Annotated in this window: 13 protein-coding genes; 5 read left to right on the top strand and 8 right to left on the bottom strand. The window is 50.2% G+C overall.

Annotated features, from left to right (window positions below):
* Positions 1-84: 84 nt before the first annotated feature.
* Complete coding sequence (locus M3650_RS17840; protein ID WP_251576761.1) at positions 85-1,158, bottom strand: M42 family metallopeptidase; 1,074 nt, start codon at positions 1,156-1,158, stop codon at positions 85-87.
* Between the two features lie 57 nt (positions 1,159-1,215).
* Positions 1,216-1,572, bottom strand: coding sequence for a LapA family protein (locus tag M3650_RS17835; protein ID WP_019424254.1), 357 nt, complete (start codon positions 1,570-1,572; stop codon positions 1,216-1,218).
* 177 nt (positions 1,573-1,749) lie between these two features.
* On the opposite strand from M3650_RS17835, the gene M3650_RS17830 reads away from it, so the two are divergent.
* A complete protein-coding gene (locus tag M3650_RS17830) occupies positions 1,750-3,333 on the top strand; it encodes an FAD-dependent oxidoreductase (protein WP_251576760.1) in 1,584 nt (527 codons plus the stop codon).
* A 61-nt stretch (positions 3,334-3,394) separates the two neighbouring features.
* Here the strand turns inward: M3650_RS17830 and pepF are convergent, their stop codons facing one another.
* From pepF to M3650_RS17815, 3 genes are all read right to left on the bottom strand, one after another.
* Positions 3,395-5,188: an oligoendopeptidase F gene (pepF, locus tag M3650_RS17825; RefSeq protein WP_251576759.1), complete on the bottom strand. Its 1,794-nt coding sequence runs from the start codon at positions 5,186-5,188 to the stop codon at positions 3,395-3,397.
* A 292-nt stretch (positions 5,189-5,480) separates the two neighbouring features.
* On the bottom strand, positions 5,481-5,660 hold the full coding sequence (locus M3650_RS17820) for a phosphoethanolamine transferase CptA (RefSeq protein ID WP_251576758.1): 180 nt from the start codon (positions 5,658-5,660) through the stop codon (positions 5,481-5,483).
* Positions 5,661-5,673: 13 nt separating this feature from the next.
* Positions 5,674-5,907 (bottom strand): hypothetical protein, encoded by a 234-nt coding sequence (locus tag M3650_RS17815; RefSeq protein WP_019424258.1) that lies wholly within the window; start codon positions 5,905-5,907, stop codon positions 5,674-5,676.
* A 199-nt stretch (positions 5,908-6,106) separates the two neighbouring features.
* Between M3650_RS17815 and M3650_RS17810 the strand changes: the two genes are divergently transcribed.
* Entirely contained in the window at positions 6,107-6,304 is a 198-nt protein-coding gene (locus tag M3650_RS17810) for a cold shock domain-containing protein (protein WP_019424259.1), read from the top strand.
* Between the two features lie 165 nt (positions 6,305-6,469).
* Here the strand turns inward: M3650_RS17810 and M3650_RS17805 are convergent, their stop codons facing one another.
* Positions 6,470-9,682, bottom strand: a complete 3,213-nt coding sequence (locus M3650_RS17805; protein ID WP_251576757.1) for a glycoside hydrolase family 2 TIM barrel-domain containing protein — start codon at positions 9,680-9,682, stop codon at positions 6,470-6,472.
* A gap of 198 nt (positions 9,683-9,880) precedes the next feature.
* Between M3650_RS17805 and M3650_RS17800 the strand changes: the two genes are divergently transcribed.
* Positions 9,881-10,750, top strand: coding sequence for a helix-turn-helix transcriptional regulator (locus M3650_RS17800; RefSeq protein WP_251576756.1), 870 nt, complete (start codon positions 9,881-9,883; stop codon positions 10,748-10,750).
* 236 nt (positions 10,751-10,986) lie between these two features.
* Here M3650_RS17800 and M3650_RS17795 read toward each other — a convergent pair whose 3' ends face one another.
* Together M3650_RS17795 and M3650_RS17790 are read right to left on the bottom strand one after the other, a co-directional pair.
* Positions 10,987-11,637, bottom strand: a complete 651-nt coding sequence (locus tag M3650_RS17795; RefSeq protein ID WP_251576755.1) for a nitroreductase family protein — start codon at positions 11,635-11,637, stop codon at positions 10,987-10,989.
* 197 nt (positions 11,638-11,834) lie between these two features.
* Positions 11,835-13,031, bottom strand: coding sequence for an MFS transporter (locus M3650_RS17790; protein ID WP_251576754.1), 1,197 nt, complete (start codon positions 13,029-13,031; stop codon positions 11,835-11,837).
* A 397-nt stretch (positions 13,032-13,428) separates the two neighbouring features.
* Here M3650_RS17790 and M3650_RS17785 point away from each other — a divergent pair, with 397 nt between their 5' ends.
* Together M3650_RS17785 and M3650_RS17780 are read left to right on the top strand one after the other, a co-directional pair.
* Positions 13,429-13,746 (top strand): hypothetical protein, encoded by a 318-nt coding sequence (locus M3650_RS17785; RefSeq protein WP_019424265.1) that lies wholly within the window; start codon positions 13,429-13,431, stop codon positions 13,744-13,746.
* Positions 13,747-13,852: 106 nt separating this feature from the next.
* Positions 13,853-14,935 (top strand): tetraprenyl-beta-curcumene synthase family protein, encoded by a 1,083-nt coding sequence (locus M3650_RS17780; protein WP_483311756.1) that lies wholly within the window; start codon positions 13,853-13,855, stop codon positions 14,933-14,935.
* Positions 14,936-14,956 lie beyond the last annotated feature (21 nt).

The raw sequence follows: 14,956 nt of genomic DNA, 5'->3' as shown, positions 1-14,956 counted from the left end.
CTTCCTCCTTCTCATCGATGCAAGTTGTCGTTTTGAGTGATAGAGTCCTGATAACTATCATGTCCCTACTTCCGTCAGGTAAGTTTACTCTGTAATGTAAGCGGAGAGAAGCCGCGCCGTATTGATGACTGCCTTCTGATGGGTACGTTCCATCGCATGGGATGCATGCACGCCCGGTCCGATGAGCGCGGCGCGAATATTATGACCTCCCCGTAAAGCGGCGGAAGCATCCGAGCCGTAATGAGGATAAATGTCTACCGCATACTCGACGCCTTCCCGCTCGGCCAATGCGATCAATTGTCCGGTCATCATGTAATCGTAAGGACCGGAGGAATCTTTGGCACATATAGATACATCGGTCTCTTTACATGACAAATCGTCCCCCATTGCGCCCATATCGACGGCGATCATTTCCGTTATTTCCTGGGGAATGTATGATGCGCCGTGACCGATTTCCTCATAGTTCGTAATGAAAATGACGATATCGTGCAGCGGTTGCCAAGATGTGCGCTTTATGCTCTCCAATACGCCGAAGAGTGCTGCAACGCTCGCTTTGTCATCCAAGTGACGCGATTTGATCAAGCCGTTATGCAGATGGACTGGGCGCGCATCGAAGGACACGTAATCGCCCGTACGGATGCCAAGCGCTTCGGTATCCTGCTTGGAGTGGACAAGCTCATCGATGCGCACCATCATATTTTTCTCTTCACGCGCGTAGTCGCGTGCGTCGCTATATACGTGTACAGACGGGTGATTGGTCATAATTGTGCCAGTATAGACTCGTCCGTCCCGAATATGTATTTGGCAGTACTCGTTCTCCATTGAATGAGACATGTATCCGCCTAACGAAGTGAGTCGCAGCGTCCCGTCTGCGTTGATGGAACGGACCATTGCGCCAAGCGTATCCACATGCGCTGATAAGCCGATGACTTTCTCGGCATTGCCTTTTGCGCCGTTCACTTTGATCACGCCGCATCCTTTTTGCGTAAGCTCAAATGAATATCCGAGACGTTTCGCTTCTTCGCCAATTCGCTTCATTATGTGATGAGTATAGCCGGTTGGGCTTGGGGTCTGAAGCAGTTCCATTAAAAACGAAGTTACATAATTCTCATCTATCGCCGCATGAAACGGCTCCGATGTTATGACAGGTTGATTCATTATATAGCCTCCTCATCTTTGCATCCGTTTAATTCCATATAGATAGTGGTAGTTATGCTACTCGGCGTGCTTCCGATCAGCGGAAGCGTTGGAGGTATCGCTCAGATCCTCAGTGCCTTGCAAAGCTGGCTCTTCTACAGTGTCCGGAATGACATACCCCGTCGCGTCCATCACTTGAGCAAGCTGCTGTTCCAGCCCTTTCAGCTTCTTCTGGGATTTGTACTGCAAATAAATGCTGTAGGAACCCACAATGATGGCTCCTAATAGGGTGCAGCCAAGGATGAGCAAAATAAGAGGTACGTCAAATGTACCGAATAACAAATTGACTTGGACCGGATTGACGTTAATGACGGCGAAGATGGCCGTAATCAACGCGAAAAAGAGCCCTGCCAGCAAAGACCATTGAATACGCATCGAGTTATCCTCCTCATGGTTCTATATATCTACCTCTCAGTATAATGTTCGACCGCTTTCGTCACAAGTTGAATGCATTATCCAAAAATAAATTTAATTAAGGTGAAAATATTCAAAACGTTCTTGAAGCATGATATGCTCATAACAGGTGGGTTAATGTGGAAAAGGAGGATCGCGATGAAAAACATGAAAGCGGATGCAGTTGTTATCGGTGGGGGGCTTGGAGGTACGCTTGCAGCATGGACATTGGCAAAGCGGGGGTATCAAGTTGTGTTGACGGAAGAGACGGATTGGGTGGGCGGGCAGCTAACGAGTCAGGCCGTGCCGCCCGATGAGCATCCTTGGATAGAACAGACGGGATGTACAGGCTCCTATCGGGAATTCCGCCAACAGGTTCGACGATATTACCGCCAACGGGTGCAGCCTGATCAAGTGCGCGGCGAGGCGTACTTCGACGAACATTTCAATCCAGGCAATGCATGGGTCAGCCGTCTTAGTCATGAACCGAACGTAGCGCATGGCATTTTGCAGAAGTGGTTGCGGCCGTTTGTGGAGGAGGGGCGCCTTCATATTTTGTATGACACGATACCGATCCAGGCACAGGCGGAAGGAGATAAGGTGCAGCAAGTGACAGTCCGGCACTTGACGACGATTGCCGGGGATTACTTCGTGGATGCAACGGAATGCGGCGACTTGCTTCCGCTCACTGGCGTGGAGTATAATGTCGGGGCTGAGTCGCAGCAGAATACTGGAGAGCCGCATGCGCTCCTTGAAGCGAATCAAGAGGATACACAGGCGTTCACGGTCGTGATGGCGGTTGAGATGCTGCCGGAGCATGCAGCTCATCTCGCCCCTTCGATCCCACAACCAGAGATGTACGAGTTCTGGCGCAGCTTCTATCATGAGGGATCGCCCTATCCGCTGCTGAGCTGGTGGGATATGAAGCCGAACGCTGATGATGAATATCGCAGCTTTACATTCCTGCCAGGAAGCAGCGATCTGCCGCTGTGGACATATCGCCGTGTCGTGGATGCAGCCCAGTTCAAGGAAGGGGAGTCGGAGGGCGACATCTCGCTTATCAATTGGCCGCAGAACGATTACTCCTTAGCATCGATTATTGAAATGCCATATGAAGAACGGATGCAGCATGTAGAAATGGCAAAACAATTAAGCTTATCATTATTATATTGGCTGCAGACTGAAGCTCCTCGGGAGGACGGGGGAACGGGCTATCCTGGACTCCGGCTGTGCGGCAAAGCGGTCGGAACGGAGGACGGATTGGCGAAATCTCCATATATTCGTGAATCGAGACGAATTCAGGCGCTTTATACGATTACCGAAGCGGATGTAAATAAGGAATTGCGGCAAGACAAAGGCGAGGGAATACGCTGTTATGAGGATAGTGTCGGTGTAGGGCATTATTTCTTGGATTTACATATGACGGCCAAGAGCCGCCGCAGTATGTTCATTCCAGCCTATCCGTATGAGATTCCGCTCGGTGCGCTCATACCGAGGCGGGTCCAGAATGTGCTTCCCGCCAGCAAAAATATCGGTACAACACAAATTACGAATGGCTGCTACCGTCTCCACCCGACCGAATGGAACATTGGGGAGTCGGTCGGTCATCTCATTGCGTACGCTCTGGATCATGGCGTGACGCCTCGCGAGGTGCATGGTCATTCACTTCACCTGAAGGCTTATCAAAAAGAACTCGATGAGGCAGGGATTCAGCGCAGCTGGCCATTCGAGGGAATGAACTAGGGTGTCTCAACAGCAAGAAAGCGGTGCCCAGAGGGGCCCCGCTTTCTTATTCCATGGCATCTTATTTTGCAGCCATTTGCTCCATTTCTTCAATGAGCGATTCCAGAAGGCTCATGCCTTCCTCGATTGGAGTAGGCGTGGACATGTCTACTCCAGCTTTCTTCAAAATGTTGATGGAGTAGTCGCTGCCACCACTCTTCAGGAAGCCCAAGTAGCGTTCAACGGCCGGCTGGCCATCATCCAGTATTTGCTTGGCAAAGCTTTGTGCGGCAGAGAAGCCTGTCGCGTATTTGTACACATAGAAGCTAGTATAGAAGTGTGGAATGCGAGCCCATTCCATTTCGATATCTTTGTCAACGATCATGTCGTCTCCGTAATACTTTTTGTTCAGATCATAGTACACTTCGCACAGCAGCTGTGGAGTCAATGCTTCACCTTTCTCGGCGCGCTCGTGAATGATCATCTCGAACTCCGCGAACATCGTCTGACGGAACACCGTTGTACGGAATTGGTCGATGTAGTAGGCGAGCAGATACATCTTCTCTTTCTTATCGTTCGTCTTCTTCAGCATATAATCCATAAGCAGCGCCTCGTTCAATGTCGACGCCACTTCTGCCAAGAAAATCGTATATTGCGCATCACGATATGGCAGGTTGTTATCGGAATGATACGAATGCAGCGCGTGGCCCATTTCGTGGGTCAACGTGAACATGCTGTTCAAGTTATCCTTGTGATTCAACAGCACGTAAGGATGCGTGCCATATGCGCCCCAACTGTAAGCCCCTGTACGCTTTCCTTCGTTCTCGTACACATCGATCCAGCCATTATTGAAGCCTTCCTGCAGCGCCTCTAAATATTTCTCGCCAAGCGGCTTTAAGCTCTCTTTGACGGTTGCTTTTGCTTCGTCGAACGTGATGTTCATGTCGAACTCATCCACGACAGGAGCGAACAAATCGTACATATGCAGCTCATCAACATTCAGGAGCTGCTTGCGGAGCTTCATGTAGCGATGCATTAGCGGCAAGTGCTTATGAATCGTATTAATCAGGTTCGTATATACTTCCTTCGGAATGTTATCTCCGTAAAGGTACATTTCTAGTGTGGAAGGATATTTGCGTGCACGCGCGTAGAACAGATTCTTCGTCACGTTGGCATTCAGTGTCGCGGCAATCGTGTTGCGTTGGCCACGGTACGTGCCGTATACGGCTTCGAATGCTGCTTTGCGCACGTCGGCGTTGCGGCTTTCGAGAAATTGAATGTAACGTCCGTGCGTCAACTCTACTTCTTCGCCTTTTTCATTTTTGATCTTCGGAAACTTCATATCCGCATTGTTCAGCATGCTGTAGATGCTTTCAGGAGCTTTCGACATGCTTCCGACTTGAGCAAGCAACGCTTCCTCTTGCTTCGACAGCACATGGGCCTTCTGGCGCTTCATTTCTGTCAACGTAAAGCTGTAGCTTGCAAGCGCAGGATCCGCAATCAGCTTATCGAGCTGCTCATCAGAGAGAGCTAGAATCTCCGGAGTCATAAAGGAGAGCGCTTCTCCTACTGTAACTGTCAGTTGCTTCGACTTCTCAGACAGCGATTGATATTGTGGTTCAGCAGTATCTTCGTGATGGCGCATATTGGCATATACGTATAAGCGTTCAGTATGTAAGGAAATATCATCTTCCAGTTCGAAGCAAGCGCTCAACGTCTTAGCGTCGCTTAGCTTGCCATGGTATTGCTTCATCTTCTCCAACAATTGAAGCACGAGCTCGTACTCTCGCTCCCATTCTGCCTTGGAGCCGAATAGATCCTCCAGCTTCCAACGGTCCTCTTGCGGTACTTCCGAGCGTTTCATTACTTGTTGCATATGTACCCTCCTCATGAAATGTTCTTGAAATCGCGGTTGCCAAGCTGAATCGGCTGCTTGAGCCGGCAATGCTGGAGCAGGGATTAGCGTGACACCTAATAAAGATCCTACGACGAGTAAGATTATAGCGCGGCGCTGTGCGGTCATATCTATCCTCCTGTCGTTCAGGCGAGACTTGAATCTGAAGGCTAGTATGACCGAAGTGCCGTAAAACTATTGAAAGAGGTTGTTCAAAAAGCTCCCTTATTGATCACGAAGCATCCCAAGATGTGATTCGACATCGAATCTTGTCTTAGGTGCCCAGCGTGACAGACGAGTACACAATCAGGAAAAAAGCGAATGCGATTAAGAGAAGCGCCACAAGAGCCATCGGTCGGCGCATCGGAGCAGGCACGGTTTCTTTTTTCCATATCAGGACGGCTCCGAGTGAGAAAGCCAAAATAATGAAGATTAGGTTCGTTGACGAATTCATGGATTACCTGCCTTTACACTTGCTTGAAAGCGTCCATAATCTGATTCCATTCTTCTTCCTTGCCGACATAGTCTTCTTTAGGGAAGCGCTGCTTGGCCCAATGCATAAGTGCCGGGCGGCTTAAAAAGTTGTGGCATTCTTCGCCCCATTGGTCTGATATTTCTCGCAATATGATATAGCGGCCCTGCACTTCAACCGTCATCATATTCCAATTGTCCGTCTTGTAAATGACATGCTTTTTTATCATATAAAAACCCCGTTTCCATGGTGCAGGACACCGTGAATCTTGCGTACTGTCTCACTGAGACAGTCTTATCGATCATGATAACCCAGCCCATACTTGAAATCAAATAATTGTTCAATAAAAAAAGTTGCGTTCTCAAATGTCCTCAATTATAATGTAAATATTCGCCTGTAAGGGTGGATTATGTGAGGAGGTTTTTAACTTGAAAGGTATTGTAAAATGGTTTAACGCAGAGAAAGGCTACGGATTTATTCAAGTGGAGAACGGTGAAGATGTATTCGTTCACTATTCCGCAATCCAAGGCGACGGATTCAAAGCTTTGGACGAAGGTCAAGAGGTTGAATTCGAAATTACCCAAGGAAACCGTGGTCCACAAGCTGCTAATGTCATTAAATTATAATGAGATTACCCGGCTAGGGGATCGTCATCTATAAATAGTGTACAATAGCAAAGCCAAGCAGCCTTGTTCCGTTCATTCGGCGAGGCTGCTTTTTTGCTGTTTATTTTTAGAAGCACAGTGAGGCGCGGTCAACCGGGCCTCACTGTGCTTCTGATGATGTCTCAGCTACTCAGCCGCTGGACATGTCTGGCGAGCCAGTTGCCCCGGTGACACGCCGTCCCGGCTGAAAGGGACAAGACGAACCTTGAATGATATCGGTTCGCACTTCAGCTCGTGCTGCGGCAGTGCTTTCGGACCGCAGCTGTTGCTGCCAAGCCCATGCTGCGCCTTATCGAGATGCACGATGATCTCATTTCTTGGCAGCAGGTCCGCATGATGCGCCGCACGCTCAAGGTCTTGTACGGCGTAACGATGCGCACTGAAGTCGAATAGTGTGTCGCTATGGGCCAGCAGGCCAAACCCGCGCTGATTCGTGAAGGCAACCCAGCGTGTATCCGTACGGTTCCCATTCTCTTGCGGCTTTTCGTAGGCGACCATCAGATCATCCACATTCGCATCGTACCAGCCTATGGCAGCAGCCTGCTTGCTGTCAATGTAGCTCTCGCCGGGACCGCGTCCATACCACGAGCAGTGACTCAACGTGTGCGGAAGGCTAAGTTCATAGCCAAAGCGCGGCAGCACATCTGGATGCTCGCCTTCTGGTACAGCACGAACCTGTAAAGTAAGCGAGCCGTCATGATGTATTGTAATCCGGTGATGGCAGCGAATTCCCCATTTGACAGTCGGGGCACTCATCCGAATGTTGACATTCAAATGAATCAAGCCTTGTACTGCTTCCGATGAATTGACTTGAATGGATTCAAGCCGTTCTGTCATCTGGTGCAAGCCGAAGCGGCGCCAATCCTTGACTGTATAGCGATCGTTGTCAATAACTGCACGCCATAATTGGATGTGAGGGCTTCCTGCTAGAAGATCGATGCCTTGCGATTGCCATGTCACGATGGCGCCATTACGGCGATCGATGCGAATCGTAAAATCGCGGCCTAACACGACGAATATATTTCCGACCTCTTGCACTTCGAGCGGCGCTATGGCACTACACGCGGTGGAGGAGGGAGCTGCATCAATGGCAGCATCGGCTTCGGTAATGCCGTTCTCCGCGCTGCTCTTACCGCTGCATGGTTCGATCTGGAACTGGGCCCAAGCCAACTCATGTCCGGACTGCGCCCAATCTTCGCTGCGGCACGTGCGGAACGACAGCCGCAGCCATACGTCTTTGCCGTGTAATCGATGAGCGGAGCTGCCCAGCACCTGCCATGCGTCCCACGTCCAAGGCTCGCTTTCGCGCGGCGCTACATCTGGCACATCGAACGGGCCTCTTGCGACAACTGCTCCGTCTGCCACAATCGTATACACTCCGGCAAGCGCAGAGAGCGGGATGAAGTCGAATCGGTTCTCGATCACAAATTGCCCTGCAGCGATATCTGATACGTAGACTTTCACCGGCTCAATCGCCTTCTTATATTCATGCAGTGCAGGCCATGGCTTGCGATCGCCATCGACCAAGCCGTTCAGGCAGAAGTTGCCGTCGTGCACCACTTCGCCAAATTCACCGCCGTACGCCATGAAGGAACGGCCGTCTTCCCGAATTTGCCGTATGCCTTGGTCCACCCAATCCCATACGAATGCTCCTTGCAGCTTCGGATACCGATAGAACAATTCGACATACTCCGTGAACCCGCCTGGACCGTTGCCCATGGCATGGGCGAATTCGCATAGGATGAACGGACGCTGGTCGCCATTCTGCGCAATGGTCTCCACTTCATCGACCGCCGTATACATTCTTGAGACGATATCGAGGCCGAGTATATCCTCCCAGTCTCCTTCATAATGCACGACGCGGGTCGGATCGTATCCGCTTGCCCATTCCGCCATCGCGGCATGATTCGGACCGCAGCCTGATTCGTTGCCGAGCGACCACATGATGACGCTTGCAAAGTTTTTGTCCCGCATGACCATGCGCTGCATACGTTCGACATACGCTTGCCGCCAGCTCGGCTCATTGCTGAGCTGTGCCCAGTATCCGACAGGTTGGAACCCATGCGTTTCCAGATCGGCTTCGTCGATCACATAGAGCCCCGCCTGATCACAGAGCTCATAGAAGCGCGGATCGTTCGGATAGTGCGCTGTCCGGACCGCATTAATATTGAACGACTTCATAACGCGGATATCTTTCATCATCGTCGCCAACGGGATGGCCCGGCCGAGGTCAGGATGAAACTCGTGGCGGTTGACCCCTTTCAACATAATGGCTTTCCCGTTAACAAGCAGGTTCCCATCCGTTATCTTCACTTCACGGAATCCGACTCTCTGGGCGGTGATTTGCTGAATCTCGCCGTGTTCATCCCGAAGTTCGAGCAGCAGGTGATACAGATACGGAGTCTCGGCCGTCCATAGCTGCGGCGCTTCGATTTCAACAGCAAAGTTGACTGTGCTTGCAGTGCCAGCGGTAATGGCGGTAATGGCAGTTGACGACGCACGGGCGACAGGCTGCAGATCAGCATCCAGCAACGTAAGCAGCAGTTGGTTGTTGGCAGAAGACACTGTGCGATCATTGCGCAGGGAAGCATCTACCTCAAGCACGGCCCGCCGGTAATTGTCTGACAGCGGTGTCCGTACCGTGAAATCCCACAAGTGTGTGCCTGGAAAAGCAAGCAAGTACACATCGCGGAATATGCCGCTTAGCCACCACATATCCTGATCTTCCAAGTAGGTGCCGTCACACCATTGGTACACTTGTACGGCAATATGGTTTCTGCCCGGACGAACAAGCGCAGTAATATCGAATTCGGCGGGGATGCGGCTGCCTTGGCTATAACCGGCATGTTCTCCGTTAACCCACACGTGGAATGCGCTGTCGACCCCTTCAAAGCGCAGGACGATCCGTTTGTCGGACCACTGCTCGTCTATCCAGAAGGTACGGCGGTAGGATCCGGTCGGGTTATGATCAGGCACATACGGCGGATCGACGGGAAACGGATACAGCACATTGGTATATTCCGGCTTGCCGTAGCCCTCCATCTGCCAATTCGAAGGCACCGGGATGCGTTCCCATGAGATGTCATCGTAATCGAGCTCGAAAAAGTGCTGCGGTGCGTCTCCCGGGCACTCTGCATAGTGGAACTTCCATTCGCCATTAAGCAGCTGAAAGCAAGGGGAAGCTCCGCGTTCATATGTGAGCGCTTCAGTCGCATTCTCATGCGGGATAAAGTAAGCACGGGGCTCCAAGCGATTCAGATGCAGCACAGTTTCGTCTTGCCAAATCGGTGCGGCCGAAGATGGTTGTGCAGGATGTGCGTTCGAATGAGAGGTAGTCATCTTCATCTTCCTTTCCTATGAACGTGTCATTTTAATAGATACGGGCACAGATATATAACGATTTGAACATGATTTTGTATCTATTCATATGATAGGACGGGATTCTGATGCTTTTCAATCTAACGATTTTATAGTACATATAAGGATATGAAACAAATGCAACTGGAATGTTGACGGCGAAGGAAAGGGGCGATACCCATGGACAGCTTGCACTTCCCTATGCTTACCGACAAGGAGCGAACATTGCCGCTCATCGTCACTACGGTTGGGAGCTGGAGTCATCAGACCGAAATTGATCGGCCGCATGGCTATCCTGATTACCAATGGCTGCAATGCACTTCCGGCAGGGGAATATTCCGTTGGGAAGGGCACGAGGAGACAATTGAGATAAGTTCGGGGCAAGGCGTCCTCCTGTTTCCCGATGTTCCGCATGAATACAAGCCCGTGGAAGAACCGTGGGGAATATATTGGTTCGGCTTTCAAGGTGCACTGGCGCAAGAACTGCTGTGTACGGTGAACATCCGCCAATCGTTGCATATGACGTTGAGATCGCCCGATATTACAATGGATCCGATCCGGCGCGCACTTGCGCTGCTAAGCGATTCTGCTTACGGTCAAGGGACTGTATTATCTTCGCTCGCGTATGAGCTGGTAATGGCATGGGGGCGATGCGGTTGGGCGGATACCGGTAAAGCTGGACGACAGCCGAAGCAGGGGATCGAATCGCTAGCCCCTTTGTTAGACTGGATTCATGAACATTATATGAAGGAAGTGACGTTGCAGCAGATGGCGGATCGAATCAATATCTCTCCGCAGTATGTATGCACGTTATTTCGCCGCTCGATGGGGTTTCGCCCCCTTCAATATGTGAACCGGCTTCGTATCCGCAAATCAATGCAATTGTTAATGAGCCAGCCTGAACTGTTCGTCAGTGAAATCGGCAATGAGGTCGGATTTCAGCATGCCAGCTATTTTATTCAACGTTTCAAGCAGCAGGAAGGAATGACGCCCGCTCAATTCCGCCAGCTTCATGGAGGAATTGCGGCAAGGGAGGAATCGTTGGAGTGATGTCACTTCCCTTCTTTTTGACCGGAAAGCGGACCAAGTGAAGAACAACCAGTGGGTGGAGGCGAGAATGCGGAGAAGCTGATGAAAATGATGGATTCTTTCGAAGATAATGACGATGTGCGGCAAGTTGTAATTATAGACAAGCCCCTCTGCTCTTTCCTGCTGGAAAGGAAGAAGGGGCTTGTGTCGTGAGTGGGATAAGTTCCCGTACTCGCGCGTGTCCAAATGGGGCTTCTTTATTCGATAATACGTAAAATGTCTTCTACCGGCCTGCGGGGCAGCTTCGCTGGCGTATCCGAAGGGTATCCGAGCGCAAGCACCATGTTAACCTGACGATCTTCAGGAATGTCCAGCAGATCCTTGATTTGTTGGTCAGCCAAGAGCACGGGACCGGTCATCGGACAGGTCGCCAAACCGCGGGCATGCGCTGCGAGCATGAAGTTCTGAATCGCCAAGCAGCTGCTCTTGATGCCTTCCTCATCCCACACCGTGGGTGGCACGAGCCCAATCGGGTCGAAGATGCGCTCGCGGAATTTGGACGTATACGGGGACGCCAGACATATAATAAGCGCAGGCGCATTGGAAAAAGCGGTTGCGTACGGGCCGAACGATTTGACGAGCAATCGAGCTTCCTTCGCTAAGCCTTGGGCTTCTGCCTGCTTCGCGCGTGTATGCAGGGCATCCCATGTAAGCTGTTCGATCCGAGCGATCAATTCGGGGTTCAAGATCGCGATGAATTCCCATGTCTGAGAGTTCGTGTCGCTCGGCGCATATCGCGCACAATCGATCAGCTCCCTCACATCTTCCACCGTTACTGGACGGTCCTCATAACGTCGCACGCTGCGGCGTTCATGAATGACTTCTTTCATGATTTCATACGTTGTCATATCTGATCCCTCCGCCGAGGTTGCCCTTAGGCAGCCTAAGCTATCGTAAAATGATGGTTTGTACAATTGCAGACTGCAAATAATTAAGATTAAGACCTTGTACTAAGACCTACCCTTATTATACGGCACGGATGGAAAATTGCAACGAAACCGTGTTGAGCTTGGAAGCATGATTAATGTTCCCGTATCGAATTCATTCAACGTCTGCGTCGAATTGGCCAACGCGATCCCGTTTCTGCATAATGCGATTGAAGCGCAAGCATCATGAACCCGAGACAAGCGGCGAATGCGAATATCGCACCGACGTGATAGACGGTATCTTTGCCGTATGCTTCCAGCAGCACGCCGCCAAGCGTTCCGCTCAACAACCCGGCGATGCTCGACCAGACGATCGTATAGAGCGCTAGCCCTGTCGAACGGTATTCGTCTGGAATGATGCGGCTAATATAGCGTACGGCTACAAAATAAAATATGCCGAACGAAATGCTGTGCATTATCTGGGTGGAGACAATCCACACCGGGTTCTGCATATACGCAACGAGAAGCAATCGGATAGCGTAAGTTAATCCGGAGAAGGCAAGCAGCGGCAGCTCCTTGAACTTGTCCCCGAACGCATTTAATAGGAAGAAGATGGGGATTTCACTCAACGCAGAAAGCATCCATGCCCAGCCGATCAATGATTCATCTGCTCCTAATTGGGAGAGCGATAAGCCAAGAAATGCTTCGTTCAGACGATGCGCTATTGCAAGCAGCAGTACAAACAGAAAGAACAGCAAGACTTCCCGTTGTTTCAAAACAGCCCATAACCCTGAAAACTCCATTTTCTTCAACGTAGCGCGTTTATCGGTCAAGAAGAAGGCCAGCACAAGGGAAAGGATGCCTAACATTACGACGACCCATACGCTATAATGAGCGCCTACAGAACGCAGCACCATGCCGAAGATGATCGCTGATACGGCAAAGCCGATAGAACCGAAGACACGGATCCCGATGAAGCTCTTGCCTTGAGATTGGGCCGTAATAATTGCGAAGCTGTCGCTTAGCGGGTAAATCGGAAAGTAAAAGAAGTAAAAGCAAATCAACATGGCAACAACCGCGCCAAAGGAAGTGAATTGGCTCAATACGACAGACAGCACAATTTGAGCTGCGAGCAGCACGATAAGCACTTTTTTTACGGTACCGAGCTTGTCGCTTGTTACGCCCCAGAACAGGTTGGATACAATGGATACGAGTGGCCCGATGGAATAGAGCATTCCAATCTGCACGCTCGAAAAGCCAAGCGCTTTGTAGTACAGCGGAAAATAGGAGACGACTACCGAGGTCGTCATAAATATCGTAAATGTAAAAGCGCGCAGCCAATGCGCTTCATTATTTCTCTGCGCTGTGTGTAGCATTGTGAGCTCCTCCTATGCAGTCTTGACCAGCTGGTATGAAATGATGATTTCGTAAAAGTTCGTGATCAATAGGTGACTTTTTGAACAACCTCTAAAAAGATTACGGTCTAGTATAGCATGCTTCTGGCAGGAGGTAAGCTTCTTTCCTTGAATAATAAGGGACAAGATTCATGTTATAATAAGTTTACTTATTCCTGTTGAGGTTATTTAGTTGTCATGAACGGCACGCTGATCCGTGTGAGCAGCGTGCGCGATGTCGTTTACTTTATCCATGGTCAATGATACATTACTGCTAAGTTTGCTCTAACCTGGCATCGTTCAGGCACATCTTACCGACATATCCACGAATCGGGTCAGCGTCAGCTGGTCCTTCATTTTAAGAGAGAGGGTTGTCAGCATGGGGAGTTTTGTATTTGAACGGGACGGCCGGTTAGGCATACAAGTACCGGTTCTGCATGTCGCTTGGGAATCGCTCCATTGGGATGAACGATCGGCTATTTTGGCAAAATGGGAAGAGATTCGAGGGTTGATACCGGATCGGATAAAAGCGCTGGAGCGGGATATCATAGGCAAGCAGAACGCTCTGTATGACGAGGAGCAATTCGAAGTCTCCTGCCGTCTCAATTCGGAGATTGCCGAGCTGGCCAGCATCATCAACGATTTGCATCTGTGGTACAACAGCCATCAAGAGATGGATGCCAAAATCCACCACTAATATAGAAGCCATCAGAAGGTTTGTGCAAACTGTCACTTCGTAATATAATAGTTGTGGCTAAAATGAGTGCATTCACAGCTAGACCGATGGAGAACGGAGGTTATCCTTGAACCAGCAAAGCCAACGTCGTACATCTGCTCCGAAAGAACCGATCGGGCTCATGTACCGCGTATATAAATACATACTGCCGGAAGTTCGTTCCGCATTGTCGGCATGGCAGAAGCGGGCGGAACTTATACCGAATGAGGAATTGCGCAAGCAGGCGCTGGCGAGCATTGCTAGCAAGCAATTTCACTGTGAAGGCGGTGCGGTGTATGCTGCAGCTCGGTTAGAGGTGCGTGATGTGTTAATTCCGCTCATTGTAGCATTTCAGACTATTAGCGATTATTTGGACAATTTATGTGATCGCAGCACCTCTATGGATCCGGATGATTTTCGATTGCTGCACCAGTCAATGCTGGATGCGGTTCAGCCGGAGGAGCCGCTTAAGGATTATTATGCGTTAAGAGAAGATAAGGACGATGGCGGCTACTTGCATGCGTTAGTGGAACAATGCCGTGCCAGTATTGCAAGATTGCCGGGATATTCAACCGCACAGTCAAGTATTGTGCGTCTCGTCGGGCTTTATACTGACCTGCAAGTCTATAAGCATATTCATCCAGACAAGCGGGAAGACGCGCTGCTCACGTGGTGGCAATCCTACGAGGCTGAATATCCAGAACTGGCATGGAATGAGTTCGCGGCGGCAACAGGGTCCACACTCGGTGTGTTTCAGTTGTTTTTAGCTGCGGCGGACGAGCATTTGACGAGTCGAGAAGTGGAGCAAATTCGCGAGGCCTATTTTCCATACGTATGCGGATTGCATATTCTGCTTGATTACTTGATTGACCAAGAAGAAGACAGAGTCGGCGGGGATTTGAACTTCTGCAATTATTACGATGGGCAGGGCAAGGTAGTGGAGCGGATCGGCCATATTGCAGAAATTGCTACGGTGCGAATTAGTTCACTGCCGGAAGGACGCTTTCATCGTATGATCATCGAAGGGCTCCTTGCTCTATATTTATCCGACTCAAAAGTGAGAGAACAAGAAGAAGTGAAAAACGTATCCAAGCGATTAATGAGAAATAGTCCGTTGATGCGATTGTTTTTTTGGCTGAACAGCCGCTGGATACGTAAACATATGTATTGAGGATTAGAGGGAGGAAACAAC

The sequence above is a fragment of the Paenibacillus sp. MER TA 81-3 genome (assembly GCF_023713585.1).
GTDB lineage: Bacteria > Bacillota > Bacilli > Paenibacillales > Paenibacillaceae > Paenibacillus_B > Paenibacillus_B profundus.
The sequence above is the reverse complement of the archived record's forward strand: the minus strand, read 5'-3'. Positions and strand labels throughout refer to the sequence as shown.

What these genes read in the sequence shown, in the direction of transcription:
- M3650_RS17795 (WP_251576755.1), bottom strand. Translation starts at nt 11,637, where the DNA reads ATGACAACGTATGAAATCATGAAAGAAGTCATTCATGAACGCCGCAGC.
- pepF (WP_251576759.1), bottom strand. Translation starts at nt 5,188, where the DNA reads ATGCAACAAGTAATGAAACGCTCGGAAGTACCGCAAGAGGACCGTTGG.
- M3650_RS17805 (WP_251576757.1), bottom strand. Translation starts at nt 9,682, where the DNA reads ATGACTACCTCTCATTCGAACGCACATCCTGCACAACCATCTTCGGCC.
- M3650_RS17785 (WP_019424265.1), top strand. Translation starts at nt 13,429, where the DNA reads ATGGGGAGTTTTGTATTTGAACGGGACGGCCGGTTAGGCATACAAGTA.
- M3650_RS17820 (WP_251576758.1), bottom strand. Translation starts at nt 5,660, where the DNA reads ATGAATTCGTCAACGAACCTAATCTTCATTATTTTGGCTTTCTCACTC.
- M3650_RS17830 (WP_251576760.1), top strand. Translation starts at nt 1,750, where the DNA reads ATGAAAAACATGAAAGCGGATGCAGTTGTTATCGGTGGGGGGCTTGGA.
- M3650_RS17790 (WP_251576754.1), bottom strand. Translation starts at nt 13,031, where the DNA reads ATGCTACACACAGCGCAGAGAAATAATGAAGCGCATTGGCTGCGCGCT.
- M3650_RS17815 (WP_019424258.1), bottom strand. Translation starts at nt 5,907, where the DNA reads ATGATAAAAAAGCATGTCATTTACAAGACGGACAATTGGAATATGATG.
- M3650_RS17840 (WP_251576761.1), bottom strand. Translation starts at nt 1,158, where the DNA reads ATGAATCAACCTGTCATAACATCGGAGCCGTTTCATGCGGCGATAGAT.
- M3650_RS17800 (WP_251576756.1), top strand. Translation starts at nt 9,881, where the DNA reads ATGGACAGCTTGCACTTCCCTATGCTTACCGACAAGGAGCGAACATTG.
- M3650_RS17835 (WP_019424254.1), bottom strand. Translation starts at nt 1,572, where the DNA reads ATGCGTATTCAATGGTCTTTGCTGGCAGGGCTCTTTTTCGCGTTGATT.